This is a genomic window from Paenibacillus sp. FSL R5-0341 (assembly GCF_037975235.1).
Classification (GTDB): Bacteria; Bacillota; Bacilli; order Paenibacillales; family Paenibacillaceae; genus Paenibacillus; species Paenibacillus amylolyticus_A.
Genome location: NZ_CP150241.1, coordinates 6221473 through 6243926, shown reverse-complemented (window position 1 = coordinate 6243926; position 22454 = coordinate 6221473). Strand labels below are relative to the sequence as shown.

Genomic DNA, 22454 nt, shown 5'->3' with positions numbered 1-22454 from the left:
AAAGGGTACCAAGGCACAAAAATGTACGTACTTGTGTTTCCATACGCCAGGTTCATAATAAATGATGAAGAAAGGATGTGTTCAAGACATGCCATTTATCACCGTTAAGGTACTGGAAGGCAAGACGACTGAGCAGAAACGTCAGTTGATTGAACGTATGACCGAGGTAGCCTGTGAGACACTGGATGTTGAACCGAGCAAGGTCTTTATTTTCATTGAGGATCTGGAGAAGGACAACTACGGCAAGAATGGAAAAATGTTTTCGGATTTGGACAATAAGTAAGGCTTCATATATATCATGATCAAGGAACAGGAGATGCAGTATAAATGACGGAGCAATTATTTTCGCCCTATCAATTCAAAAGTTTGCAATTAAATAACCGTGTCGTCATGGCACCGATGTGCCAATATTCCGTGACGGCGAAGGACGGCATTCCGAACGATTGGCATCAGGTTCACTATGTGAGTCGTGCGGTTGGAGGAACTGGACTGATTGTAATCGAGATGACGGATGTCGATCCAGATGGACGCATTACTGACAATGACTTGGGTATATGGTCAGATGAGCATGTGCCGGCCTTCACCAAACTTGTCGATGGAATTCATGCTTACGGCTCCAAAATAGCTATTCAGATCGCACATGCGGGACGAAAAGCAGAGGATGCTCCGCAACCGGTAGCCCCATCGGTAGTCACTTTCCCGGGAGAAAAGTACAAGGAGCCTCGTGCGTTAAGTACAGAAGAGGTAGAAGCTATGGTACAGAAGTTCGCAGACGGCGTTCGCCGCGCGGTACAAGCTGGCGTGGATGCCATTGAGTTGCACGGCGCACATGGATACCTCATTCACCAGTTCCACTCTCCGCTGATGAACCATCGCGAGGATGTGTATGGGCAGGATCTGTCCCGTTTCGGCGTTGAAGTCATTCGTGCAGTGAAAAAAGAAATGCCAGCAGACATGCCGCTGATTTTGCGGATTTCGGCTGTAGAATACGCAGATGGTGGGTATGACATCGACCACACGATCAATATCGCTCGCGCCTACCAAGATGCAGGCGTGGACATGTTCCATATCAGCTCAGGCGGAGAAGGTCCTTCCGGACAACGGAAACCTGGGAACTATCCGGGGTACCAGGTACCATTTGCCCGTCGTTTCCGTGAAGAACTGAACGTTCCTGTAATTGCAGTGGGTATGCTGGAGGATGCAGCGCTGGCTCAGGCGGTTATTGGCAACGGAGACGCGGATCTGGTTGCGGTTGGCAGAGGCATGTTACGTGATCCGTACTGGGCAAACCATGCGGCTCTGGAGTTGGGCGTCAGCAAGGATCAAGCCGCCATTGCGGAGCAATATTCTCGTGGATACTAATTTGCACTAACAGTTACACTTGCCACTCCGCTTCTTCAAGTTATTTCGTTCCTCTGCGTTCTCGTGTAAATATTATTGCAAATCTTATATAATAAAAAAAGGCCACAGCATGGGTTAAACCTTATGCTGTGGCCTTATCTGTATAATGGGAAGCAAGTACACTCAATTACGGATGATTACGCTCTTCGAGTCGCTTCATAGACGAATTTTTGGTTCGACTGTGTAGGTGGTTGATCTGGTTTAAAGTCTGCATATACCTTGATGTCGGAGAACCCAATGTGTTCGAGAATTAGACGTAGCTCTTCTACGCCGTACCAACGCAAGGTAAGTTGTTGAAGCTCCGTAGCAGCAAGAGCGCCCTGATGCCATTGTTCATAGCGGATCAGACTCACTTTGTATTGGTGTAGAAGGTTCACTTCAATGGTTCTCACTTCTACTGTGATCGTATCGCCGTCAGGTAATGAAACGGTTGATGTTTCTACCGAAGAGGGCTGTGTCACATCGGGCAGAAACAGATCAAATACGAGCCTGCCTCCAGGTTCCAAATGTTGAAATAGATTACGTAATGCGTTAATCGATGCCTCTCTATCTTGAATAAGGAGCAAAGAACCTCCGGGAATGATAATTGCCTCGTATCGATATGGAAGGTCAAGCTTCTCCAGATCGGCAACAAACAGCTCAGGCATGGGCAATGCCCGCTCGGTGCAACGAGAACGGCAAGAGTCGATCATATCCATTGAATAATCAATTCCATCCACCTTCAAGCCTGCTTCAAGCAAAGGAATGAGCACTCTCCCTGATCCCGACATGGCTTCAAGGATACGTCCTTTGCAGCGCTGGAGATAATGGCGATAAAATTCAATGTCTCCTCCCAAGGAGTGTTCCACAGGTTTCGTTAGATCATAAACGGCGGTGCATAATGGACCGTAATAACTGAATGACATAGTATAGGTGTCCCCCACAATTTAAATGTATTAAAATGAAAACGTGGAAGGGAAGTGAGCGGGATTATCCCTTCCGGCAACGGTTGGAATTGGATTTTTCAGAGCAGACTATCATAGGAATCACGCACCTTTTATGTAATATGTTCCAATTATAGGGTGGGGATAAAGCGGAGGTCAACTTCTATTCGAGTAGTTATACGAAATGAAATGTATTAAGGAGGTGATACGAATGGATTCATCATCAAGTTCATCAAGTGCACTGCCGGATATCCGTCAGGAACGATTGCTTTATGCACCTATAGAGAAGGTATGGGAGACGGTCTCGACTGCGCAAGGACTGGGTTCCTGGTTCATGGCAGGCAATCTGGAACCCGTGGAGGGTCACGAGTTTATATTGGAAGCGGGCCCCTTCGGTCAATCGCCTTGTCAGGTGACGGAAGTTCTACCGCTAGAGAAATTATCTTTTCGCTGGGGAAGGGACTGGACGTTGACGTTTCAACTGAATGAACAGCCGGAAGGTACGGATTTCACACTGATTCACAGTGGTTGGGATGCGGATAAACTGACTGAATTTGGACAGGCCCACGCCATCGTACGCGAACGTATGGAACAGGGATGGGTCGGAATCGTTCAGAAGCTTGCTCAAGTTGTTAAATAAATCTTCATTTAATCAACCTCAGGCCATTTTGCCCGTTCATTCCGGTGAAATTCGGCCTGAGGTTCCTTGGTGTACCAAGATCTGGCGGAAACAGATAGAAATCCTTCAAATTATAACGAAGTTGACCGATTATGATACGGAAACTATTTCCGTGAGCACCAGAAACGTGTAACATGAATTATAGTGATAAATCGACAAAATTAGACGTCTCTCGCCATTGTGGATGGAAGGAATACATAGATGAGAAAACACTGGATTATGCTGACCATAAGTTTCATATGCATTGTCATTGTTCCACTGGGCTGGATTGCCCAGACGTTAATTAGTGAGCGGAGTAACCCCCAGGCTGCGGATGGAAGAATTGACCTGACCCAGTGGGACTTTGATCGCAAGGGTCCAGCGTCGCTAAAGGGTGTCTGGGATTTCTATCCTGGGCAGTTGCTCAGTCCGGCAGATATTGAAGCAAGTGTATCCGGTCGCAAGCCATTGCCGCCTTCGTCAGGCACTCAAGTTCCGGCCCGATGGAACAAATCTCTGGGGCAAGCACATGGGTACGGAACCTACCATCTGCAAGTCCAGCTTACAGCCCGAACGATGAAAAACGATTACGGCATACGCACGCAGAATATACGTATGGCCCACCGGGTATTTATCGATGGTAAAGAGATTGGCGGTAAAGGACTGCCGGGAATGACCCCAGATACGGATGTACAATTAAATCTGCCCTTTACGGGATTCACGTCCATTGAGGGCAACACGGCTGACATTATTATTCAAGTATCAAATTATAGTTACTCGTCTGGGGGCATTGTGGCACCCATTCTATTTGGAGACGAGCATAGCATCCTGAAAAGCCAACAACAGGACTGGCTCAAGGATCTGATGACCTTGTTCGGCTTTATCTTGCCCGCTGGCTTCTTCCTGCTACTGTTTCGGTTGCGGCGTAGTGAGAAGGAACTGAATTATCTCGGATTATTCAGTCTTTCCGGTGCACTTTACGCTTTGACCCATGGGGAGAAGTTACTGGGAACGTTTGTACCGTTCCTGACTAACAATGAAATGCTTCGGATTCAGCTTCTTAGTTCAGCCTTTGCTTATTACTTTTTGCTTCGATATATGGATGCTCGTGTACCAGGGGCAGTTCATCAGTGGTTTGTTCGTCTTGCTGTAGTGCTAATCATTGCCCAGACCATTGTGGGCCTAACGCTCCCTCCGACCCTATTCTCTTCTTTTGAGCTTCCCATGTTACTGATCTCGCTTGTTGTTATGTTCTATACGCTGCGAGCGATGTTCTATTGGTTAAAAGGACGACCGAATGACAGCCATTTTGCACTGGTAAGCATGATGAGCATACTCATGGTTGTTGTATTGCACACGCTCGGTGCGTTCACTGCTGTAGATACAGCGTTCTTTGCGCTGATTGAACTTTTATTATTTGTATTTGCCCAGATGATTGTGACGGCAATCCGCTTCGCACAATCATTCCGTGACGTGGAGGCTCTATCGGAGCGTTTGCTTGCCATTGACAGTCTCAAGGACGAGTTCATGGCGAACACGTCTCATGAGCTGCGAACTCCGCTGCACGGGATCATTAATATTGCACAATCGATGCTGGAAGGGGCAGCTGGAGCGGTCACACCCAAGCAAGCCAAGAATCTGTCCATGATTACAGCAACCGGTAAGCGGCTGTCGCTGTTGGTTAACGACATTTTGGATTTTTCCAAACTGAAAAATAGTGAGATTGAGTTGAAACGGGTAGCTGTCGATCTGGAATCGGTTGCCCGTACTGTAGTTGAAGTCTCGGGTTTCACGTTCGAGGACAAGCCGGTTTTACTGATTCAGCAATGGCCCCAGTCGTTGCCGCTTGTTGAGGCAGACGAAGATCGCCTTCGGCAGATTCTGTATAACCTGCTGGGTAACGCCTATAAGTACACTGAGCAAGGTGAGATTCGGTTGTACGCCAGTGTTGAAGGGGATCGGGTGAAGGTATCGGTCGCTGATACGGGGGTAGGCATTGCCTTGGACAAACAGGAGGATATTTTCCAGGCGTATGAGCAGAGTAACGGGACGATTGAGCGATTGAATGATGGAACTGGACTGGGTCTGAGTATTACACGGAAACTCGTTGAGCTTGGCGGAGGTGAAATCTGGGTTGAATCGGAGCCGGGGCAAGGTTCTACCTTTCATTTTACCTTGCCTGTTATGAAGTTACCGCTGCTACAGTCTCAGTTAAAACCAGCTGCCGCCCGATATGTTGCTGCACATGGGGCAGGGACGAAGGAACTGGTGACAAGAGAGTCAGATGAGCCGGATAATCTTACGGAAGCGGAGCACACGATTCTGATTGTAGACGATGATCCCGTGAATCGACAGGTATTGCTTAACCTGTTATCGACGGAACGGTATCGTGTGATTGCGGCGGACAGCGGGTCCACTGCATTGAAACTCCGTGAAGAATTCCCGTCCATTGATCTTGTCATTACGGACTGGACAATGCCCAAAATGTCTGGGCTTGAGTTATGTCGCAAACTGCGTGAGCACAGTTCCTTGTCAGAGTTACCGATTCTGATGTTGACCGCCCGAGGGTTGCCTGAGGATATCAAGCATGGGTTCCAGGCGGGGGCCAATGATTTCCTGAGCAAACCGGTGGATGCCGGTGAATTGCGTGCCCGGGTTCGGACGTTAATTGAGATGCGGAGTTCTGTGCAGGAGGCTATTCGGACCGAGATGGCCTTTTTGCAGGCCCAGATCAAGCCGCACTTTCTATACAATGCACTCAATGTCATTATCGCGACCTGTGCAGTGAATCCGGACAAAGCAACCGATCTGCTGATTGAATTGAGTCATTACCTGCGTGGAAGCTTTGACTTCCAGAACAGGGAGCAGCTTGTTCCTTTGACCAAAGAACTGGAATTGGTGGAGTCTTATGTGCATCTGGAACAGGCCAGATTTGAGGAAAGACTGGTGGTCGAGTATGAGGTGGAACCGGATGTGCATCTGTATCTGCCGCCTCTCAGCATCCAACCGCTTGTGGAGAATGCCATTCGCCATGGCGTAATGGAGCGGGCAGCAGGCGGGACAGTTCATCTTAGAATTTTCAAAGAGAGCGAGTATGTGGTCGTCCAGGTTCAGGATGATGGCGTCGGTATCCCCCCTGAGCGTATGGCTCAGGTGAAGTCTGGACGAACTGAAGGTCCAGGAGGTGTCGGGTTGCAAAATATAAACCGTCGCCTGATGTCTCTCTATGGTCAGGGACTGGAGATTCATAGCCATGTGGGTCAAGGTACGCAGATCCGATTCCGTATCCCTGTACAAAAGGTGAATTATTCCAAATAATGTGCCGAGTTGAGCAATTATGGTTAACAGACTAATAAGCGGATGCCGATAAAAACGGTATTCCTATTGAATCTTTCATGGCAGGAGGCTAAATGAACGGTGAGAGCCATTGTGATTGATGACGAGAAGCCAGCGCAGCTTCATCTGGAGCGCCTACTTCAAACGGACGGACGAATTACACCCGTGCAATGTTTTTCAACAGCACGCGATGGTCTTCATTTTCTGGCAAACGAACGTGTGGATGTTGTATTTTTGGACATCGGAATGCCGGAGATGAATGGCCTGGAAGCGGCTGAATATATACAGCAATTGGATCAGAGTATTCGTATTATCTTTGTGACAGCTTACGCGGATCATGCGGTAGAGGCATTCGAGCTGCATGCACTGGATTATGTACTGAAACCGGTAAGCTCCACACGATTAGCCAAAACCATTGATCGGATTGCGGGCATCATGTCGCATCATTCCCAAGTTGCAGCCACCGCGGAGGTGCAGGAATCGGAATCTGTATCTGTGGAGTTGGACACCGAAGTGCCGGGGCTGCTTACGTTCAAACATCTGGATATCTATAGAACTCTGGATCAGGGTGCAAAGAAGCATAAGTGGCGTACAACCAAATCGCAGGAATTGTTTGCTTTTTTGTTTCATCACAGGGAAGAGTGGGTAAGCAAAGAGATTCTGCTGGATAAGCTGTGGGGTGATGTTTCCCAGGAGAAGGGACTAACCCATCTACATACTTCCGTGTACCAGATTCGAAAGCTGCTTAAGGAATGGAACATGACAGGCAAGCTGGAGTACAATATGAACCGCTATCGTCTGTTATCAGGCAATCTGGTGAGTGATGTGGAACAATTCGAAAAAGCCATGGTCTATACTGCCATCACCTCGGATAACGTTGATGACCTGAGACATATGATTCCACTCTATCGTGCCGATTATCTGGAAGAGCATGATTATCACTGGGCGCAGGCCAAAGCAAGGGAACTCAGACGCAAGTATACAGGTCTGGTAATGGATATCGCGAGATGGGACATGATGCATGGTCGAGGTAGGGAAGCGATTGAGCCATTAACGATATTGCAGGAACGGGAGCCTTATTCGGAAGAAATCTGTCGACTCATGATGGAAGTGTATGCATCCATAGATGATCAACAAGGCATACTTCGTTTATATCATTCATTTACATTAACCCTGGATGAAGATTTGGGACATGAGCCGGAGCCCGAAACAAGCAGGTTATATCAGAACCTGACGGACAAATAAATGTAATTTCAGACAGGAGGATGAGGAATGAAGCTATTCATACACCGCAAAGATCTGCGTACGGATGATCTGGCTGCATTCGATTATTTGCGGGAACACGAAGAAGAGAGTGTGCATGTTCTCATCTATGATCCATTCCTCCTGCGGCAAGGCCGAGAGAAGGAACACAGCGGTGTGAATTTTAGGCAGCATGCAATGGAATTAGGCAGGCAGTATGTTGAAGCCAAACGAAAACTGCATGTTGCTTATGGCAAACCGGCTGAAGTGGTTGATTTCATCCTGAACGAATTCAAAGGCGAGATTGAGGAGATTGTGGTCCACCGGGACATGACACCATATGCAATCGAGCGGGATAGGGCCATACGCAAAGTCAGTGAGGCGCATGAGGTTTCGTTCACGCAACTTACGGATCATTTGCTGATGGATCTAAATGGATTTGCTAATTTTACAGGCAAGTCGGAGCCTTATAAAGTATTTGCGGCTTTCCATCGGCGGTGGGTGGAATTCATGAATGAACATCCCAATCCTCCCTCGGCAACAACGATTGCAGAACTGAAGGTGAGTGATCGACAGATTGAATGGCCGGATGCGATGAAGGTACCTCCGGAGTTGCTGGAGTCCAGTGGCTCGGATGAAGAGGACCCGCATCTGCTGCTGGATCAATTCTTATCGGATCGGATTGCTGAATATGGTGAGCATCGGGACGAATATGAGGCTTACGAACCGAGCCATCTCAGTTCTTACGTAGCTGTGGGGGCCGTATCCATTCGCAAGATGTATGATGCAGCGAGTCGCACAGCAGAGGCTGGGGAATGGATCAGACAGTTGTGCTTCCGCGACTTCTACCTGTATCGGGCGGTCTATGAGAGTCACTATTTTACATATGAAAAGGTGTATGATCTCTCGGCTCTTCATGATGGTCATTTCGAACATTGGTGCAAGGCGGAGACAGGCATTCCGATTATTGATGCAGCGATGACGGAACTGAACGAAACCGGACATATGCCGAATCGGCTTCGGATTCTTACGGCGATGTTTCTCACCAAAAACCTGCAATGCCCGTTCACCTTGGGTGAAGCTTATTTCAGGCGCAAGCTGCGTGACTATGATAACATTCAGAATCGCGGTAACTGGCTATGGTGTGCTTCGCTTGGCGAGAATGCAGCTCCATATTTTCGCGTGAACAATCCGGTAACACAATCCGAGAAGTATGATCCGCAAGGTGATTATATTCGGAAGTGGTTGCCTGAGTTGAAGGATCTGCATAGCAAGGACATCCATCAGCCGCGCAAGGATGCCATTGTCGATCTGAAGGCATCGAGACAGGTGGCTATTGACGTGTACAAACAGATTCTGGCGAGCCGCCAGAAGTAGACCGAGTCAGGGGCTGGTTCATGCCCACACCCAAATATACCAATCTCATCCGGTTGAACCAACAATCATTTGGTTGAAATCAGGATGTTCCAAAGACCGCGTACTCGCGGTCTTTTTTACATATATAGACATGAAAATAGTGTGAAATATGATGAAAATTTAGGAATTGTTAAGAAAATGGACTACCCATCTTAAGCATTATGCCTTTTAATAGATAGAGAGCTTTATCGTATTAAGTCATATCTGACATATTGACGAACAAATGAAGGAGAAATTTTAAACATGAGTGAAACACTGAAAAGAGAGCGAATTCCGGAGCTGAATCTGGTACGTGCCATGGCGATTATCGGCGTACTGAGCGTGCATTCCACTTCTTACGCGACGGTGGACATGACCGGTTCGGGCTATTATTGGCTGTACAACTTTATTAATATCTTTATGAAATATGGTACGCCAACCTTTATTTTTATGAGCAGTTTCGTGCTGTTCTATAATTATTATTCCCGTCCGCTGGACAAGAAACTCGTAAGTAATTTTTACAAGAAAAGATTTGTGTATATTTTACTTCCGTATTTCCTGTTTTCATTGATGTATTTTGTTATTCTGCATTTCACGCATTATCAGGGCCGACCGTTCGGCGAATCGGCTGTAAGTTTCATTACGAAATTGTTTACGGGTAAAGCCTATACGCATCTGTACTTTGTGTTTATTAACATGCAATTCTATCTGTTATTCCCATTGGTGTTATGGCTGCTCAAGAAGTATCCTTCCGTGGTCAAATGGTCTGTACCGATTGGATTATTGATTCAATGGGCGTTTATCGTAAGTAATAAATATGGATTCCAGGTCCCTAATAAGGGAAGCTGGGCGTTCTCTTACTTTTCCTATTTCATGCTGGGGGCATTCATCGGGGTGTATTTCCCTAAAATCAAGCAATGGTTCGTCATCAGTCGGGCCAATGCCACTAAAGGGCGCATAGCTTCATGGATTCTGCTCTGGGCGGTGTGGATCATTGCCGGGCTGGGTCATGTGTACATCTACTATCAGCTGCGTCTGAAGATCGCAACGTATAACACGCTGTGGTATGAATTCTTCTGGAATGTGCATACCTTTGCTTGTGCGCTCGTACTCATCCAGATTGCTTATCTGCTCTACCGCAAAGGGCCGTCTCTGATCGTTAAGCCGCTGAATCGGCTTGGGGCACTGTCCTTTGGTATCTATCTGATTCATCCATTCTTCCTGCTGGTGTATCGGAATTATCCGCCGCAAACAGGAGTGTCCTGGTTAGTGCATCTGTGGTATGCCGGAGGATTTGGTGTAGCTCTGATCGCTTCGTGGATCGTCGTTGGATTGACGGCAAGGTTCGTTCCATATGCATGGGTGATCTTCGGCAATCTGCCAAAACCGAAACCACGTCTGGCACCACAACAGAACTCGGGGCAATTGGATGTTCGTTGAGATACATTTACAATATAGGAATAATAAACCGTTTCTTGGTCGACCTTAGGGGAGAGCAGGAAGCGGTTTTTTTATGTATGCAGATATGCGAGAAGTGGGGAACGAGTGTTTCTTTTATATGTACGAGGGGTAATCATAAGGCGGAACGATAATACATTATGGATGACAGGATTAAGGTGAAAATAATGACAACATGCGAAAAATGCGGGAGACCGATGCAAGATATATTGGAATATGTGGAACACATTCTTCACGAATGCAATGAACAGACTCAGGAGTACAATTCGAAAGATTATCAGGCCTTTGGCCATGAGGGTGTTCGCGAGCAGATGTGATACAATAGAAAGAAACCGGATTCATACGGAACCGAGGTGACAACATGGAGACGGGTCCAGCCCCTTTCCGGCAAGGAAAGACGGAACAAGAAGCGCGACCGACCAAGACATGTATGTATTGCGGACAACAGCGACCTATGTCCGAATTCCGGCGCAGAACCGGAAAGCGGGCAGGTCCCGGAGCCAGACGGGGAGCCTGCCGTAGCTGTCGACAGCTTGGTGGACAGGCTGATCATGATGCGGGTTCAAGCATGAGCGGGCAAACGAATGAACGGATGAGGCATCCACGAGGTGGCTTGGAGACACGTGATGTTACTAATAGACCGTCTGCCTCTGTGAAAGATGAAGCGGATCGGATCTCTCATGGCAGGGAGCAGGGATCTGCTACCGAGTCGTCTTCAGACAGACATCTGGTGTCTCAATCGTCAGTAGGCTCGACGTCTGCGAATGACGATGAACATGCTGACTTGGTGACTTCCTTAGTCTCTTCTTCTGGTAATCGGAAGAAGCGGAGAAGACGGAGGAAGAGTAAGCGTTCAGAGGGACTGACAAGCAATGAGCAAGCGGAACCGAGCTTAGAGCATGATGGCTCGGCAGATGAGGTATTGATTGAACCAGCTGAGCCACAGCCAGGCGAGCGCTGGCGTGGGGAAGAGCATTCGCAGCGCCATGCTGCTGCGAATGCTAAGGGCACTGCACAGCGGGCAGGCGCTGCTGTGCAGGCCGCCAAGCAGGCTGCGGCGGCCCAAGCTCTGCTGCCGGCTGAGCCGCAAGGCCCGGCAGCAGAGCCCATGGCTGCGGATCAACCGACCGCAGCCAAACGCAAGCGCAAGCGGCGCCGCAAGCGTGCTGCCGCGCTCGCGCCCGGCGCAGGGCAGGCCCGCAGCGTAGCTGCTGAGGCCCATGCGCCGGCCCTGAGCGACCGTGGCGATGCCACCACGGTCGCTGCACCTTCGGCGGCGGAGGCGCAGCCTGCCGCCGCCAGGCGCGAGCCTGGGCAAGCGCCGGGGGCTGCTGCGGAGGCAGGGCCTCCTGCGCCCGTGCGCCAGCCTGGCTCGCCAGGGTCCAAGCCGGGCCAGGCGCGCAAGGAGCGTGCGCCCAAGGCGAACAGCGAAGACGCTGCCCGCGGTACATCCGGGCAGCGACCCGCGCATGCCAGCCGCAGTCACGCAGCTGGCATGGACGGTCGTCCCCGTCGTCAGACGCCGGCGGCCCCGGTAGCTATTGACCCGGAAGATCCGGCTTCGCTCCGGACCAACCGGCAAGGCATGGTGCGGATGCGCGGCAAGACGGACAAGGGCAGGCGCTGGCATCAGGAAGTGGACATGGAGCTTGCGGTTACGCTGGTCAAGGAAAAAGCTGCTGTGGTGGTCAATCGGTACACGATTCGCCGATTGTTCAGCAACAAGGATTTCAAGCGGTATATTCTGACCCGGGATCACTACACCTGTTACTTCTGTGGATCGTATGGAGATACGATTGACCATCTGCTGCCACGTGCCAAAGGTGGACATACTACCCCGCTTAACTGTGTCTGCGCCTGTAATCTGTGCAACCAGTCCAAAGCGGCGATGGATGCCGAAGAGTTCATGAACTCAGGTATTCCTGAGTGGAATGCTGCCCATCAGGCAGAACTGCTTGAACTGGCCATGCAGGAAGCGCAGCTGGAAGAAGGATAAATACCCCCAAAGAAGGATCGGGGTTTCGATATGAAGAGCACACCAAGACCACAAGAGGTCGAGGTGTGCTTTTTTGATTTAATTTTGATTGGAGTGGAAGTCAGTTCGCTGTGCAATAATTTCTTCAAATTGACAACGGTGTTCATCGAAGATGTACGTTATACTGGGAGGGAGTTGCTAAAGAAGCTTCATCATCCATATGAATGATGAAATGTATAGTGAACATCAAACCTGAGAACGTAGACTGTATAGATTGGATGGATGCAGATGACCCCGGCAGCATTGGACATTATGTCCTATATTACGGAAGAAAATATTCGTTTCTGGCTAGAGAAGTTTCGCTCCCTGGGCCCGTTACCGGGAATTTTGCTTACGTTTATGAAATCATTTGTGCCGCCACTTCCAACGTTGTTGATTGTGGGTGTGAACGGTGCGGTATACGGTCTGTGGGCAGGGTTTTTATATTCATGGATCGGCATGGTCCTCGGTTGCACCGTTACATTTCTGATCGTACGGGAGATCGGGAAATCGGCTTTTGTAGAGCGATGGGCACGCAAACCTCGTGTGCAGCGCAGTATGGTATGGATTCGGAGGAACGCGTTCGGTTATGTTTTCCTGCTGAGCATCTTCCCGGTAGGTCCGTTTGTCATTATTAATGTGGCAGCAGGTATCGCACGAATGCGCTTGTTATCCTTCCTGCTTGCGGTGGGCTGTGGTAAAGCGATCATGATCTTCTCTGTTACGTATATCGGTTCCAATGTGGAACAATTTTTGGAGCACCCTGTACGCTGGGTAGGCGTGTTGCTGTTCATTGCGGTATCCCTGTGGGCAAGCCGCAAACTGGAGCGACACTTTACCCGTTCATCGTCAGATGGCGAAGAGCTGAATGATCTGAATCAACCAACTGGCAAATCGATTTCCTCCTAGTTTGGGTTAAAAATGGTATATTTGTGTGGTATTTATGAATTACCCGGAGATGAACCTTTTTAAAGGGGGATTAGTATGATTGAAAATGTCTTTGATTTTGATAAAGAATTATATCGCATGAATGAAGAAGAGCTTCGATCATTATTGCGTATGCTCTATTTTAGCGCGGACATGGCAGTTAGTCATCAGACAGAAGAACATTCAGTTGATTTCGCAGTGAGTGTACAGCGGATTTTTGAGGGGTTAGGCGAGGAGAGGAATCGGAAGCAAGCTGAGCAGCAAATGCTTGATACACAGAAGCCGCGTGAAATTCATATAGCGATTGGTGAATCACCGTTGGGTAGCATTAAGGTTGCCATGGGTAGTGTTCCTGGACGCTTGGCACGACGTTTTTATTCTATGAATGACTACTATGCTATAGGGCCGTTGGGGGATCTCACTGATAAGATAGTTCTACAACGTAGACACCTCTGGTTGCTGGAGAGACTTCATTTAAGTGAACACGGAAAATACGCTATCAAAGGCGTAGATGAAATGATTCAATTAAAAAACGTGATGAGTTCCATTGATGAAGAGACTAGAATAACCATTTGGTATGCTAATAACGCCCATGAGAAAACGGGTCTTCTGTATGCTATTCATTTGCTGCGTAACAGGAAGAGTCCTGTTTATCTGATCGAGACAAGTGCACTGTATCAGGAGTTATTCCATAACCCTGACATTGAGTATGATGTTTTGAGAACAGGAGAGATTGTTTCTGAGAAGTTATTAGTCATGTGGAACCATTGTGTAAATGCAGAGCCGGTGTCTTCAGAAGAACGCAAGCAGATGGAGCAAGAGTGGAATTTTCTCTCTAAACAACCAGGCCATCTGCGAATAATGAAGGATAGTAAGATTCATAGCGTGTCCGAGGACGGAATTGATGATTTCATTATGCAAAAGGTGAGAGATCTTACGTTAACCAGACAATCAGATGAATTTATAATATGTGCCCGTGTTGTAGGTGAAGTACTTGGATATTTAGAACAAACTGTGGGAGACGCATTTATTGAATATCGAATACGTCAACTTGTGCTGCAGGGCCGACTGGAGATGGAAGGTATCCCACATGCGATGAGATCCTATGGTGTCCGACTTGCGAGTAAGGAGCGGAACTAAAAGTTACTGGCGTGCGATACATTAGAGATTGAAGAAAAACATATAGACTGTACTCCGGCATGATTCTCCTACTTGTCCGGGGGACAGTCTATTTGTTCATGTTTGAATACTGGACCGACTTCTCTCGTGCATTGTACAATAACGTTCTTCTTCATCATTTTCATTTCTGTTATGACTTCTTCCCATTCCAGATTTCCATTAGCGGTCCATCTTCCCCGTAGACCGGATCGGTATCTGGGATCGGAACCTCTCGGATTTCCTGCAGAGCCTTCCGCAGCTCCCCTTCTTCACCTGTGCGTGTGTTGTAACTCATACCGCCGGGATAGGCACCGGCAATACGAAAGTCCGTGCTGAACTCCAGACGTTTATGCCCAGTTCCAGCGGGAAGCACGACAACGTCGCCTGTCTGAAGGTAAACTTTTTGTCCATTTTCTCCGCCTAAAATCAGTTTCACGAATCCGCTCACCACAGCAAGAGCCTCATGAGCATTACTATGATAATGATGATAATTGAACACACCATTCAACCAGCTGTTTCCCCATCCATTACGATTCAACAACGATTCTGCATGAAGGGCCTCTTCTGCCCATACGTTCTTATACAAGAGCACAGGCAGGGTCGGATGATTGGGAATCACACCGTTCTCCTGAAGGAATAACGTCTCTATATTCTGTTTCCGTTCATTCATCTCATATCACCTCCCTATAAATTAACCGATAACCTCAAGAACGAACAAAAAACAATTGTAAAATGATACAAAATGTATCATTTTAAGGTTATACTCAGTACATATACTCTCTTCAATGCACTCGTTGTATAAATCGCAAGGGGGAATCGTGTGTGAACATTGTGATTACAGGAGCTTCTGGATTTGTGGGATTTAATCTTTCACAGTATTTGGCGCAAAAGGGGCATCGAATTACTCTTCTGGATCGGGATGATTATTGTCAGAGGCTTGTTCACGTCTCTCCTCTACATGACATGCCGTTCATCTGTTGTGACCTTGCATCGGACCGGATTCATCTGCCTCCAGGAACAGATTATATTATTCATCTGGCAGCCATGCCTCATGTGGATTATTCGTATCATCAGCCAGGGGAAGTTTTTCGCAATAATACACTTAGCACACAGGCTATTCTACAATATGCGACCGAACATCACGTCCCTGTTTTGCTGGCTTCATCTGTTGAAGTGTATGGCGGTGATTGGGGCAGAGTCTATCATGAATCCGATGCTTATGCCCCCGTCTCGCCTTATTCCGCATCCAAAGTCGCCTGTGAAATGATTGCTCACTCCTACGCTCAATGTTACCAGCTTCCAGTTAAACTCTTTCGCTTGACCAACCTCTATGGTCCATGGCAATTGCCAGACCGTATTATTCCCCGAAACTTTGGTCGGATACTGGACGGACTGCCTCTGGATATACAGGGATCGGCAGTGCGTGATTTCCTGTATGTAGATGATGCTCTCCGGGCCATTGAACAGATCATGCTGAAAGGCAAAGACGGACAGGTCTACAACATATCAACAGGGCTTGGAACAACCATGCAGGAGATCGGGGAGATGTTGAAACCCATGGATCGATCCTTAGCTGCTGTAGAGATTCGGGAGCAAGAACCAACCCAGTCCAGAGGGTCAAGTCTGGTCGTGCATTCAGGCAGATTACGAGCGGAATTGGGATGGTTACCTCAAACCACATTGGAAAAAGGATTGGAAAGAACCTTCCGTTGGTATCAGGAACATCCCGAGTGGGTAAGACAGTTCAGCCGTGAATACCATACAACAAGGGAAACGCGCAGTTTCATTATCGATATGGCAAGATACGCAGTTCCAGCCGTATAGAACGCACAAAAAAAGCCAGGGAAGGGTGTATTGAGTAACACCTTCCTTGGCTTTTTTGCGCCTCCGTCTCATGTTCAGATTTCATCCGAACACGGACAGTTAGGCTAGTTTGTAACGATCTATTGCACGAAATCATCGTGCTGTTGACCTTACATTAAAAGGATCTTAGTGATCTTTTTTAACGTCGGCAATTTTATCCTGTACAGCACCTTTGGCTTTGTCTTTCTTACCCTCAGCCTGAAGGGATCTGTTATTGGTTGCATTACCGATCTGATCCTTCACTTCGCCTTTGGCCTTGTTTACGCCTGCTTTGATTTTATCGCTAGTTGAATTACTCATATCGAACATCTCCTTCGTTTCTGGTGTAGTCCTTATTAACCGGGATGTCCATATTCTAAACGCATAGGGTGTGTTCCAAGTTTTGCATTCGTGACGCAAGAGGTTCATACTTGAAATAGAAAAGATGTCTCAATGATGGAATAAGGCTGAGCCCAACGCTGCATAATAACGACAGTGACCAATTTCGTTGCATGATTATCGTGATATTGGAAAACAATTCCTGAACATTTGGATAAACGAATCCTTCCTTGTGTACATATCGCACATCTGGTCATATGTGATCTTGTCTTAATACCACATGTGGTAGGAATACGGATCTTGGACAGGAGGATCGGCGGCGTTAGCCTGCCTTCATGGGTTGACAAAAAAATCGATTTTGTTACAATGTTCACAATATCTTCACAAGTGTAAAAAATTTCTTTTTCATGTTCATGTGTAAGAGGTGTAATATAAGGGTATAGAGTTCGGTTTCGGCCTGCTTGTCGTTTTGTGCGTCAACACATGTTGTCCGCAATAGATCCAAGATACAATGCATGATGTGGGAGTGGCCCTGAGCTACGCTCACCCTATTGTGTGAAATTTGGTACATTTAGTTGTATTCAATGTATTTTGTGGTTCGGCTCTGCTTGACAGGCATCATGAAAGTCGCGGACTTCTATCCCAAAGTAAAGGAGGACTTTCTCTTATGTCACAATCGCCTACTCAACAAGAGGTGCCAGTTACAGAAGGTGCCAACGTTTCCGAGCGCCAGTCCTTGGACGTTCTGGATCAACTGATGAAGCCTGAGGTACAGGAGTCTTTAACCGTTCTGGTGGAGAACCTGCCTAAATTGGCTGAAATGGTTACTGCTATGACAAAAGCTTATGACTTTGCACAAAGTGTAGCAACAGACAAAGTTCTGATCAGCGACACAATGAGCGCAATGGGCGAGTTCGCTAAGCCTGTTGTAGACAAAGCTAAAGGTGTAGCTTCTGCTGCCATCGAAGCCAATGATCGTGCGCAAACAGAGCAAACTTCAGTTGGCTTGTTCGCTATGCTGAAAATGCTTAAAGATCCAAATGTACAACAATCGCTTCGTTTTGCTCAATCTTTCTTGAGCATCCTGAACGAGCGTCAACAACCGAAACGTTAAGACTTAGAAGAACGGAGGATGGATATGTCGAAGCAAATTTTGATCTTGGGTGGAGGATACGGCGGTCTGTTGACTGCATTGACTGCGCGTCAATACTTGTCTCCGGAAGAAGCGACAATTACTGTCGTTAACCGTTACCCTACACACCAAATTATCACGGAACTGCACCGTCTTGCAGCAGGAAGCATTGCTGAACAAGCAGTTGCTCTTCCACTCGAAAAATTGCTGCGTGGCAAAAACGTGAACTTGAAAATCGATACGGTGGATACAATCAAGCCGGACGAGAAGAAAGTTCTGATGACCAGCGGCTCCACATACTCTTACGATGCACTTGTCGTTGCCTTGGGCAGCGAAACGGCATTCTTCGGAATTCCGGGATTGCAAGAGTACAGCTTCACGCTCAAATCGGTTAGCGATGCAAACCGTATTCGTGCACACGTTGAAGCACGTCTTGATGCTTACAAACAGTCCGGCAACAAAGCAGACGCTACGTTTGTTATTGGTGGCGGCGGCTTGACAGGTATTGAGCTTGTTGGTGAATTCGCTGACCTGCTTCCTGCTGTATGTCAAGAAAAAGGGATCGATTTCAAAGAAGTATCCCTGCACACGGTTGAAGCTGGTCCTTCCATTCTGGCTGGATTCCCACCAGAACTGGTTGAGCGTGCTAAATCGAGTCTTGAGAAACGTGGCGTTAACTTCATCGTTGGCGTAGCGATTACTGAGATGAAAGAAAGTGAAGTTCTGCTGAAAGACGGCAGCTCCATCCCTACGAGCACACTCGTATGGACAGGTGGCGTACAAGGCAACGCTGTTGTTGCTAACAGCGGAATTGAAGTGGATCGTGGCCGTGCGAAAGTTACGGAAGTTCTGCAATCTACTTCTCACAAAGACGTGTTTGTTGCTGGTGACAGCGCAGTGGTCTTCCCTAGCGAAGGCGCTCGCCCTTACCCTCCAACAGCACAATTGGCTTGGCAAATGGGTGAAACCATCGGTCACAACTTGGGCGTAATGTTCAAAGGTGGCGCAATGGAATCCTTCACACCAGTATTCTCCGGTACGCTGGGAAGTCTGGGTCGTAAAGATGCTGTCGGCATGATCGGTGGCAACCAGACTCGTCTGAAAGGTCTGCCTGCAACCATGATGAAAGAAGCAAGTAACATCCGTTACCTGGCTCACATTCACGGTTTGTTCGCACTGGCTTACTAATCTTAATGCCACATTCAAGGGCGCCCTTTTGGGCGTCCTTTTTGGTTGTCACGATTATAAAGAATCACAGATAATCAGACGTCAAAAAGGTGCGGCAGAAGGGGTCGATGTGAGGCCACGTATAAACCACATAGGGTATATGGAATATTAATGGGGTAACGGAAGATTTCATATTTCATAGATGTACTGAATGGACTTTAACCTGGAAGCCGGCGCTTAGAAGCGCCGGCTTTCGTTTAAATTATAGGATGAGCATCTCTAAATAAAAAGGAACGGTTAGCAGCAACAAGCTGTCCGTGCAACCGAGAGGAGAAATGACGTATGAACGTTTTAGTTATAGGAGCAAATGGGCAAATCGGCAAGTTTGTGGTGGAGCAGCTGGTACAGGAAGGCAAACATAAAGTAACGGCCATGATCCGCAAACCGGAGCAGGCAGACACGCTTAAGGAACTCGGTGCCGATGTGGTAATCGGTGATCTGGAGGGACGTGTGGAGGACTTGGCTGAGGCCATGAAGGATCATAATGCCATTGTGTTTACAGCGGGTTCTGGCGGATCTACCGGTCAGGACAAAACACTGCTGATTGATCTCGACGGTGCGGTGAAAACGATGGAAGCCGCAGAGCAGCAAGGAATCTCCAGATATATTCTGGTCAGTGCGTATGGCGCAGATCAACGGGAGAAGTGGCCAGAGTCCATCAAGCCTTATTACGTGGCGAAGCATTACGCGGATCGTGTACTGTTTGCAAGTGATCTGAATTACACGATTATTCGCCCAGGTGGTCTGAAGAATGAACCGGGTACGGGCAAGATTGCAGTTGGAACAGATCTGAAGCCGGGAAGCATTCCGCGTGAAGATGTGGCCCGGGTCATTGTGGCTTCCTTACAGGAAGAGAAGACGTACCGGATGGCCTTTGATCTGATTGCCGGGGAGCAACCGGTTGAAGATGCCTTGGGCAAACTATAGATATTATTGTAAGATAACGGGAGAATGAATTGATGGGGATGAGGGGGAGCGCTGCATGAACGAAGCCGTGCTGGTCATAGAGGATGAGCCCAAAATAGCACGTCTGCTTGAACTGGAATTACAGTATGAGGGATATCAGGTAGGCAAGGCGGGTAGTGGAACAGAAGGATTGGAGAAGTATGCAGAAGGACAATGGGATCTGATTTTGCTTGATGTGATGTTGCCTGGTCTGAGTGGAATTGAAGTGTTGCGGCGAGTTCGGGCCAAAGATGCTACAGTTCCGATCATTATGCTCACCGCCAAAGATTCCGTGGAAGACAAAGTATCCGGCCTGGACCTCGGAGCTAATGATTACATCACCAAGCCGTTCCAGATTGAAGAGCTGCTTGCCCGAGTTCGGGCGGCTTTACGGCTTAGTGCAGTCGCGTCTGTTGCTTCTTCCGCTTCTTCATCCACACCTAATGCAGGTAATGACTCACTGGAGCACAAGGATGAGGCTGAGGTGGGCTGGTTAACAGCTGCCGGGTTGAGACTGAATGAAGGAACGCGAGAGATATCCCGAGATGGCGTGCCCATTGAGCTTACTCCGCGTGAGTTCGACCTATTGGTGTATCTGTTGCAAAACCAACGTCAGGTGCTCAGTCGTGACCAGATTGTGCAGGCCGTGTGGGGATACGATTATTATGGAGATACCAATGTGGTGGATGTGTACATCCGTTATGTGCGCAAAAAGGTGGATAACGGATTCACACCACCCTTAATACATACCGTAAGGGGCGTAGGATACGTCCTGAAGGAACAGTCATGAGCCTACGCAGTAAAATCTATGGATATTCGTCTGTATTATTTGCTGTGCTGCTAATCGCGGTGAATCTGTCGGTCTACATCGTGTTTGAACGAATGTCGATTGATAACGAGGTTAATCGGGTGGAAGCAGAGGCCGAGTCTATTGTCAAAGGAGTGCGTCAGTCTGCCGGCTCCATTCCGCCGGATGACTTGTTACGGGCTTACGCGCCTGTGAACGGCATGCTCCGGATCGTTAATGAGGACGGCACCAGTTCCCCGGTGACGACAACAGCAGCTTCCGAGCAGCTGAGCAAGCTGCCCTATAAGTACGAAAGTGAGAAGAAATCGGAGTATACCCAAGTTGAACAGATTGGTTATGTGTGGGTGTCAGTCCCGGTCATCTGGCCTGATGGCGAGGTGGTGAATGTGCAGGTCACCGAGAGCATTGCCGAGACGGAGAATCGTCTGTCTGTACTGCGGACCGTGCTTGTGGCGGTTACGATTATTGCTCTCATCCCAGCTATTATCTCGAGCCGAATTCTGGCGAATCGGATGACCAAGCCCATCCAGCAGATGACACGCACAATGAGTGACATTCAGTCCAGCGGCCAATTTAAGCGTCTTCCACTGGAGGAAGGATCGAAGGATGAACTGAAAACGATGGGGCAGACGTTCAACCGGATGATGGATCTGCTCGAATCTAACTTTGAACGACAGGAGCGATTCGTATCGGATGCATCCCATGAGCTCAAAACACCGCTGACCATTATTGAGAGCTATGCCAGTCTGCTACAACGGCGAGGAAAAGAGCGGCCCGAGGTATTCGATGAAGCGGTGGAGGCGATTCTGTCCGAATCTGTTCGCATGCGGGAGATGACCGAGCAACTGCTACTGCTCGCGAAGCAGCCAGAGCAGTGGAATGTGCAGCTGGAGCGTGTGGATATCACGAGACTGGCTACAGACTCCACACGTGCGTTTCGCGAAGCCTATCACCGCGAAGTCCGGTGTGAAGATCCAGGTTCAATCTGGGCGATCAGCGATGAGAGCAAGCTGAAGCAGCTGTTGTTTATTTTGCTGGATAATGCCCGGAAGTATAGTGAAGATGCAATTGAAGTCAGGCTGGAAGCCAGGGGACAAGAGTGCCGTATTCGGATCGTGGATACCGGGATTGGTATGCGGGAGGAAGAGCTGGAGAAGGTATTTGACCGATTCTACCGGGTTGATCCGGCCAGAACACGCAGCTTAGGCGCAAGTGGTTCAGGTCTGGGATTGTCGCTTGCCAAAGAGCTTGCAGGTGCAGTGGGAGCACGAATCGAACTGACCAGCACCGAGGGTGAAGGCACCGAGGCTTCAATTATTTTGCCAATATCCGTTCAGAACGGGCCGCTCTCATGAAATTCTCATTCTTCTCTTATATACTATATAAACTGAACTAAAGATTGTTCACACTGACACTACGATGACAGAACAACCTTCCAATCGCTGTTATCCCCAGATTTTTTGATTCCCTTTTCTCAAGGGGAAAATCCGTGGATAAAGGCGAACGCTTCGCTTTTTCAGGTTTTTTCTGTCCTCTCCGTTACTGTGTAAAAGATTAGTTCATTTTATGTAGTAGCATTGGAAACTAAACTCAGACCGAATATATAACAGATGAACTCGGGCTATGGGGAGAGCTATAAGGGGGAAACG

The 22454-nt window shown here is 48.2% G+C and carries 18 protein-coding genes and 1 pseudogene; 16 read left to right on the top strand and 3 right to left on the bottom strand.

Translation table 11 applies throughout. The features are described from left to right. The first annotated feature begins 88 nt into the window (after window positions 1–88). The gene (locus MKX75_RS28010) at window positions 89–283 is read left to right on the top strand and encodes a 4-oxalocrotonate tautomerase family protein (protein WP_062836719.1); all 195 of its coding nucleotides are present in this window, start codon (window positions 89–91) and stop codon (window positions 281–283) included. A 44-nt stretch (window positions 284–327) separates the two neighbouring features. Continuing rightward, window positions 328–1362 carry an NADH:flavin oxidoreductase/NADH oxidase gene (locus tag MKX75_RS28005; protein WP_145150385.1) on the top strand — a complete coding sequence of 345 codons (1035 nt, stop codon included), beginning with the start codon at window positions 328–330 and terminating at the stop codon, window positions 1360–1362. Between the two features lie 176 nt (window positions 1363–1538). On the opposite strand, the gene MKX75_RS28000 is transcribed toward MKX75_RS28005, so the two are convergent. Continuing rightward, complete coding sequence (locus MKX75_RS28000; RefSeq protein WP_339167679.1) at window positions 1539–2306, bottom strand: class I SAM-dependent methyltransferase; 768 nt, start codon at window positions 2304–2306, stop codon at window positions 1539–1541. 229 nt (window positions 2307–2535) lie between these two features. On the opposite strand from MKX75_RS28000, the gene MKX75_RS27995 reads away from it, so the two are divergent. From MKX75_RS27995 to MKX75_RS27960, 8 genes and pseudogenes are all read left to right on the top strand, one after another. After that, a complete protein-coding gene (locus MKX75_RS27995; RefSeq protein WP_339167678.1) occupies window positions 2536–2964 on the top strand; it encodes an SRPBCC domain-containing protein in 429 nt (142 codons plus the stop codon). A 240-nt stretch (window positions 2965–3204) separates the two neighbouring features. Next, window positions 3205–6300: an ATP-binding protein gene (locus tag MKX75_RS27990; protein WP_339167677.1), complete on the top strand. Its 3096-nt coding sequence runs from the start codon at window positions 3205–3207 to the stop codon at window positions 6298–6300. Window positions 6301–6399: 99 nt separating this feature from the next. Next, on the top strand, window positions 6400–7563 hold the full coding sequence (locus MKX75_RS27985) for a response regulator (protein ID WP_076332045.1): 1164 nt from the start codon (window positions 6400–6402) through the stop codon (window positions 7561–7563). A 27-nt stretch (window positions 7564–7590) separates the two neighbouring features. Next, on the top strand, window positions 7591–8937 hold the full coding sequence (locus tag MKX75_RS27980) for a deoxyribodipyrimidine photo-lyase (protein ID WP_339167674.1): 1347 nt from the start codon (window positions 7591–7593) through the stop codon (window positions 8935–8937). A gap of 282 nt (window positions 8938–9219) precedes the next feature. Then, the gene (locus MKX75_RS27975) at window positions 9220–10395 is read left to right on the top strand and encodes an acyltransferase (RefSeq protein WP_145150370.1); all 1176 of its coding nucleotides are present in this window, start codon (window positions 9220–9222) and stop codon (window positions 10393–10395) included. A gap of 1579 nt (window positions 10396–11974) precedes the next feature. Continuing rightward, window positions 11975–12409 (top strand): annotated as a pseudogene (locus MKX75_RS27970) (HNH endonuclease); the annotation flags it as partial. Between the two features lie 267 nt (window positions 12410–12676). Beyond that, complete coding sequence (locus MKX75_RS27965; RefSeq protein WP_083679557.1) at window positions 12677–13336, top strand: TVP38/TMEM64 family protein; 660 nt, start codon at window positions 12677–12679, stop codon at window positions 13334–13336. Window positions 13337–13411: 75 nt separating this feature from the next. Beyond that, window positions 13412–14494: a DUF1835 domain-containing protein gene (locus tag MKX75_RS27960; protein ID WP_339167672.1), complete on the top strand. Its 1083-nt coding sequence runs from the start codon at window positions 13412–13414 to the stop codon at window positions 14492–14494. A gap of 169 nt (window positions 14495–14663) precedes the next feature. Here the strand turns inward: MKX75_RS27960 and MKX75_RS27955 are convergent, their stop codons facing one another. Further along, the gene (locus MKX75_RS27955; RefSeq protein WP_339167670.1) at window positions 14664–15182 is read right to left on the bottom strand and encodes a cupin domain-containing protein; all 519 of its coding nucleotides are present in this window, start codon (window positions 15180–15182) and stop codon (window positions 14664–14666) included. A gap of 152 nt (window positions 15183–15334) precedes the next feature. Here MKX75_RS27955 and MKX75_RS27950 point away from each other — a divergent pair, with 152 nt between their 5' ends. Then, window positions 15335–16336: an NAD-dependent epimerase/dehydratase family protein gene (locus MKX75_RS27950; protein ID WP_339167669.1), complete on the top strand. Its 1002-nt coding sequence runs from the start codon at window positions 15335–15337 to the stop codon at window positions 16334–16336. 165 nt (window positions 16337–16501) lie between these two features. On the opposite strand, the gene MKX75_RS27945 is transcribed toward MKX75_RS27950, so the two are convergent. Next, window positions 16502–16675, bottom strand: a complete 174-nt coding sequence (locus tag MKX75_RS27945) for a CsbD family protein (protein ID WP_076332039.1) — start codon at window positions 16673–16675, stop codon at window positions 16502–16504. A 685-nt stretch (window positions 16676–17360) separates the two neighbouring features. Between MKX75_RS27945 and MKX75_RS27940 the strand changes: the two genes are divergently transcribed. From MKX75_RS27940 to MKX75_RS27920, 5 genes are all read left to right on the top strand, one after another. Next, on the top strand, window positions 17361–17807 hold the full coding sequence (locus tag MKX75_RS27940; protein ID WP_017691658.1) for a DUF1641 domain-containing protein: 447 nt from the start codon (window positions 17361–17363) through the stop codon (window positions 17805–17807). Between the two features lie 24 nt (window positions 17808–17831). Beyond that, entirely contained in the window at window positions 17832–19013 is a 1182-nt protein-coding gene (locus MKX75_RS27935; RefSeq protein WP_062836730.1) for an NAD(P)/FAD-dependent oxidoreductase, read from the top strand. Window positions 19014–19334: 321 nt separating this feature from the next. Beyond that, on the top strand, window positions 19335–19979 hold the full coding sequence (locus MKX75_RS27930) for an SDR family oxidoreductase (protein ID WP_339167667.1): 645 nt from the start codon (window positions 19335–19337) through the stop codon (window positions 19977–19979). Between the two features lie 55 nt (window positions 19980–20034). After that, window positions 20035–20787: a response regulator transcription factor gene (locus MKX75_RS27925; protein ID WP_339167666.1), complete on the top strand. Its 753-nt coding sequence runs from the start codon at window positions 20035–20037 to the stop codon at window positions 20785–20787. Beyond that, a complete protein-coding gene (locus tag MKX75_RS27920; RefSeq protein ID WP_339167665.1) occupies window positions 20784–22160 on the top strand; it encodes an ATP-binding protein in 1377 nt (458 codons plus the stop codon). Before MKX75_RS27925 ends, MKX75_RS27920 begins: the two co-directional genes overlap by 4 nt. Window positions 22161–22454 lie beyond the last annotated feature (294 nt).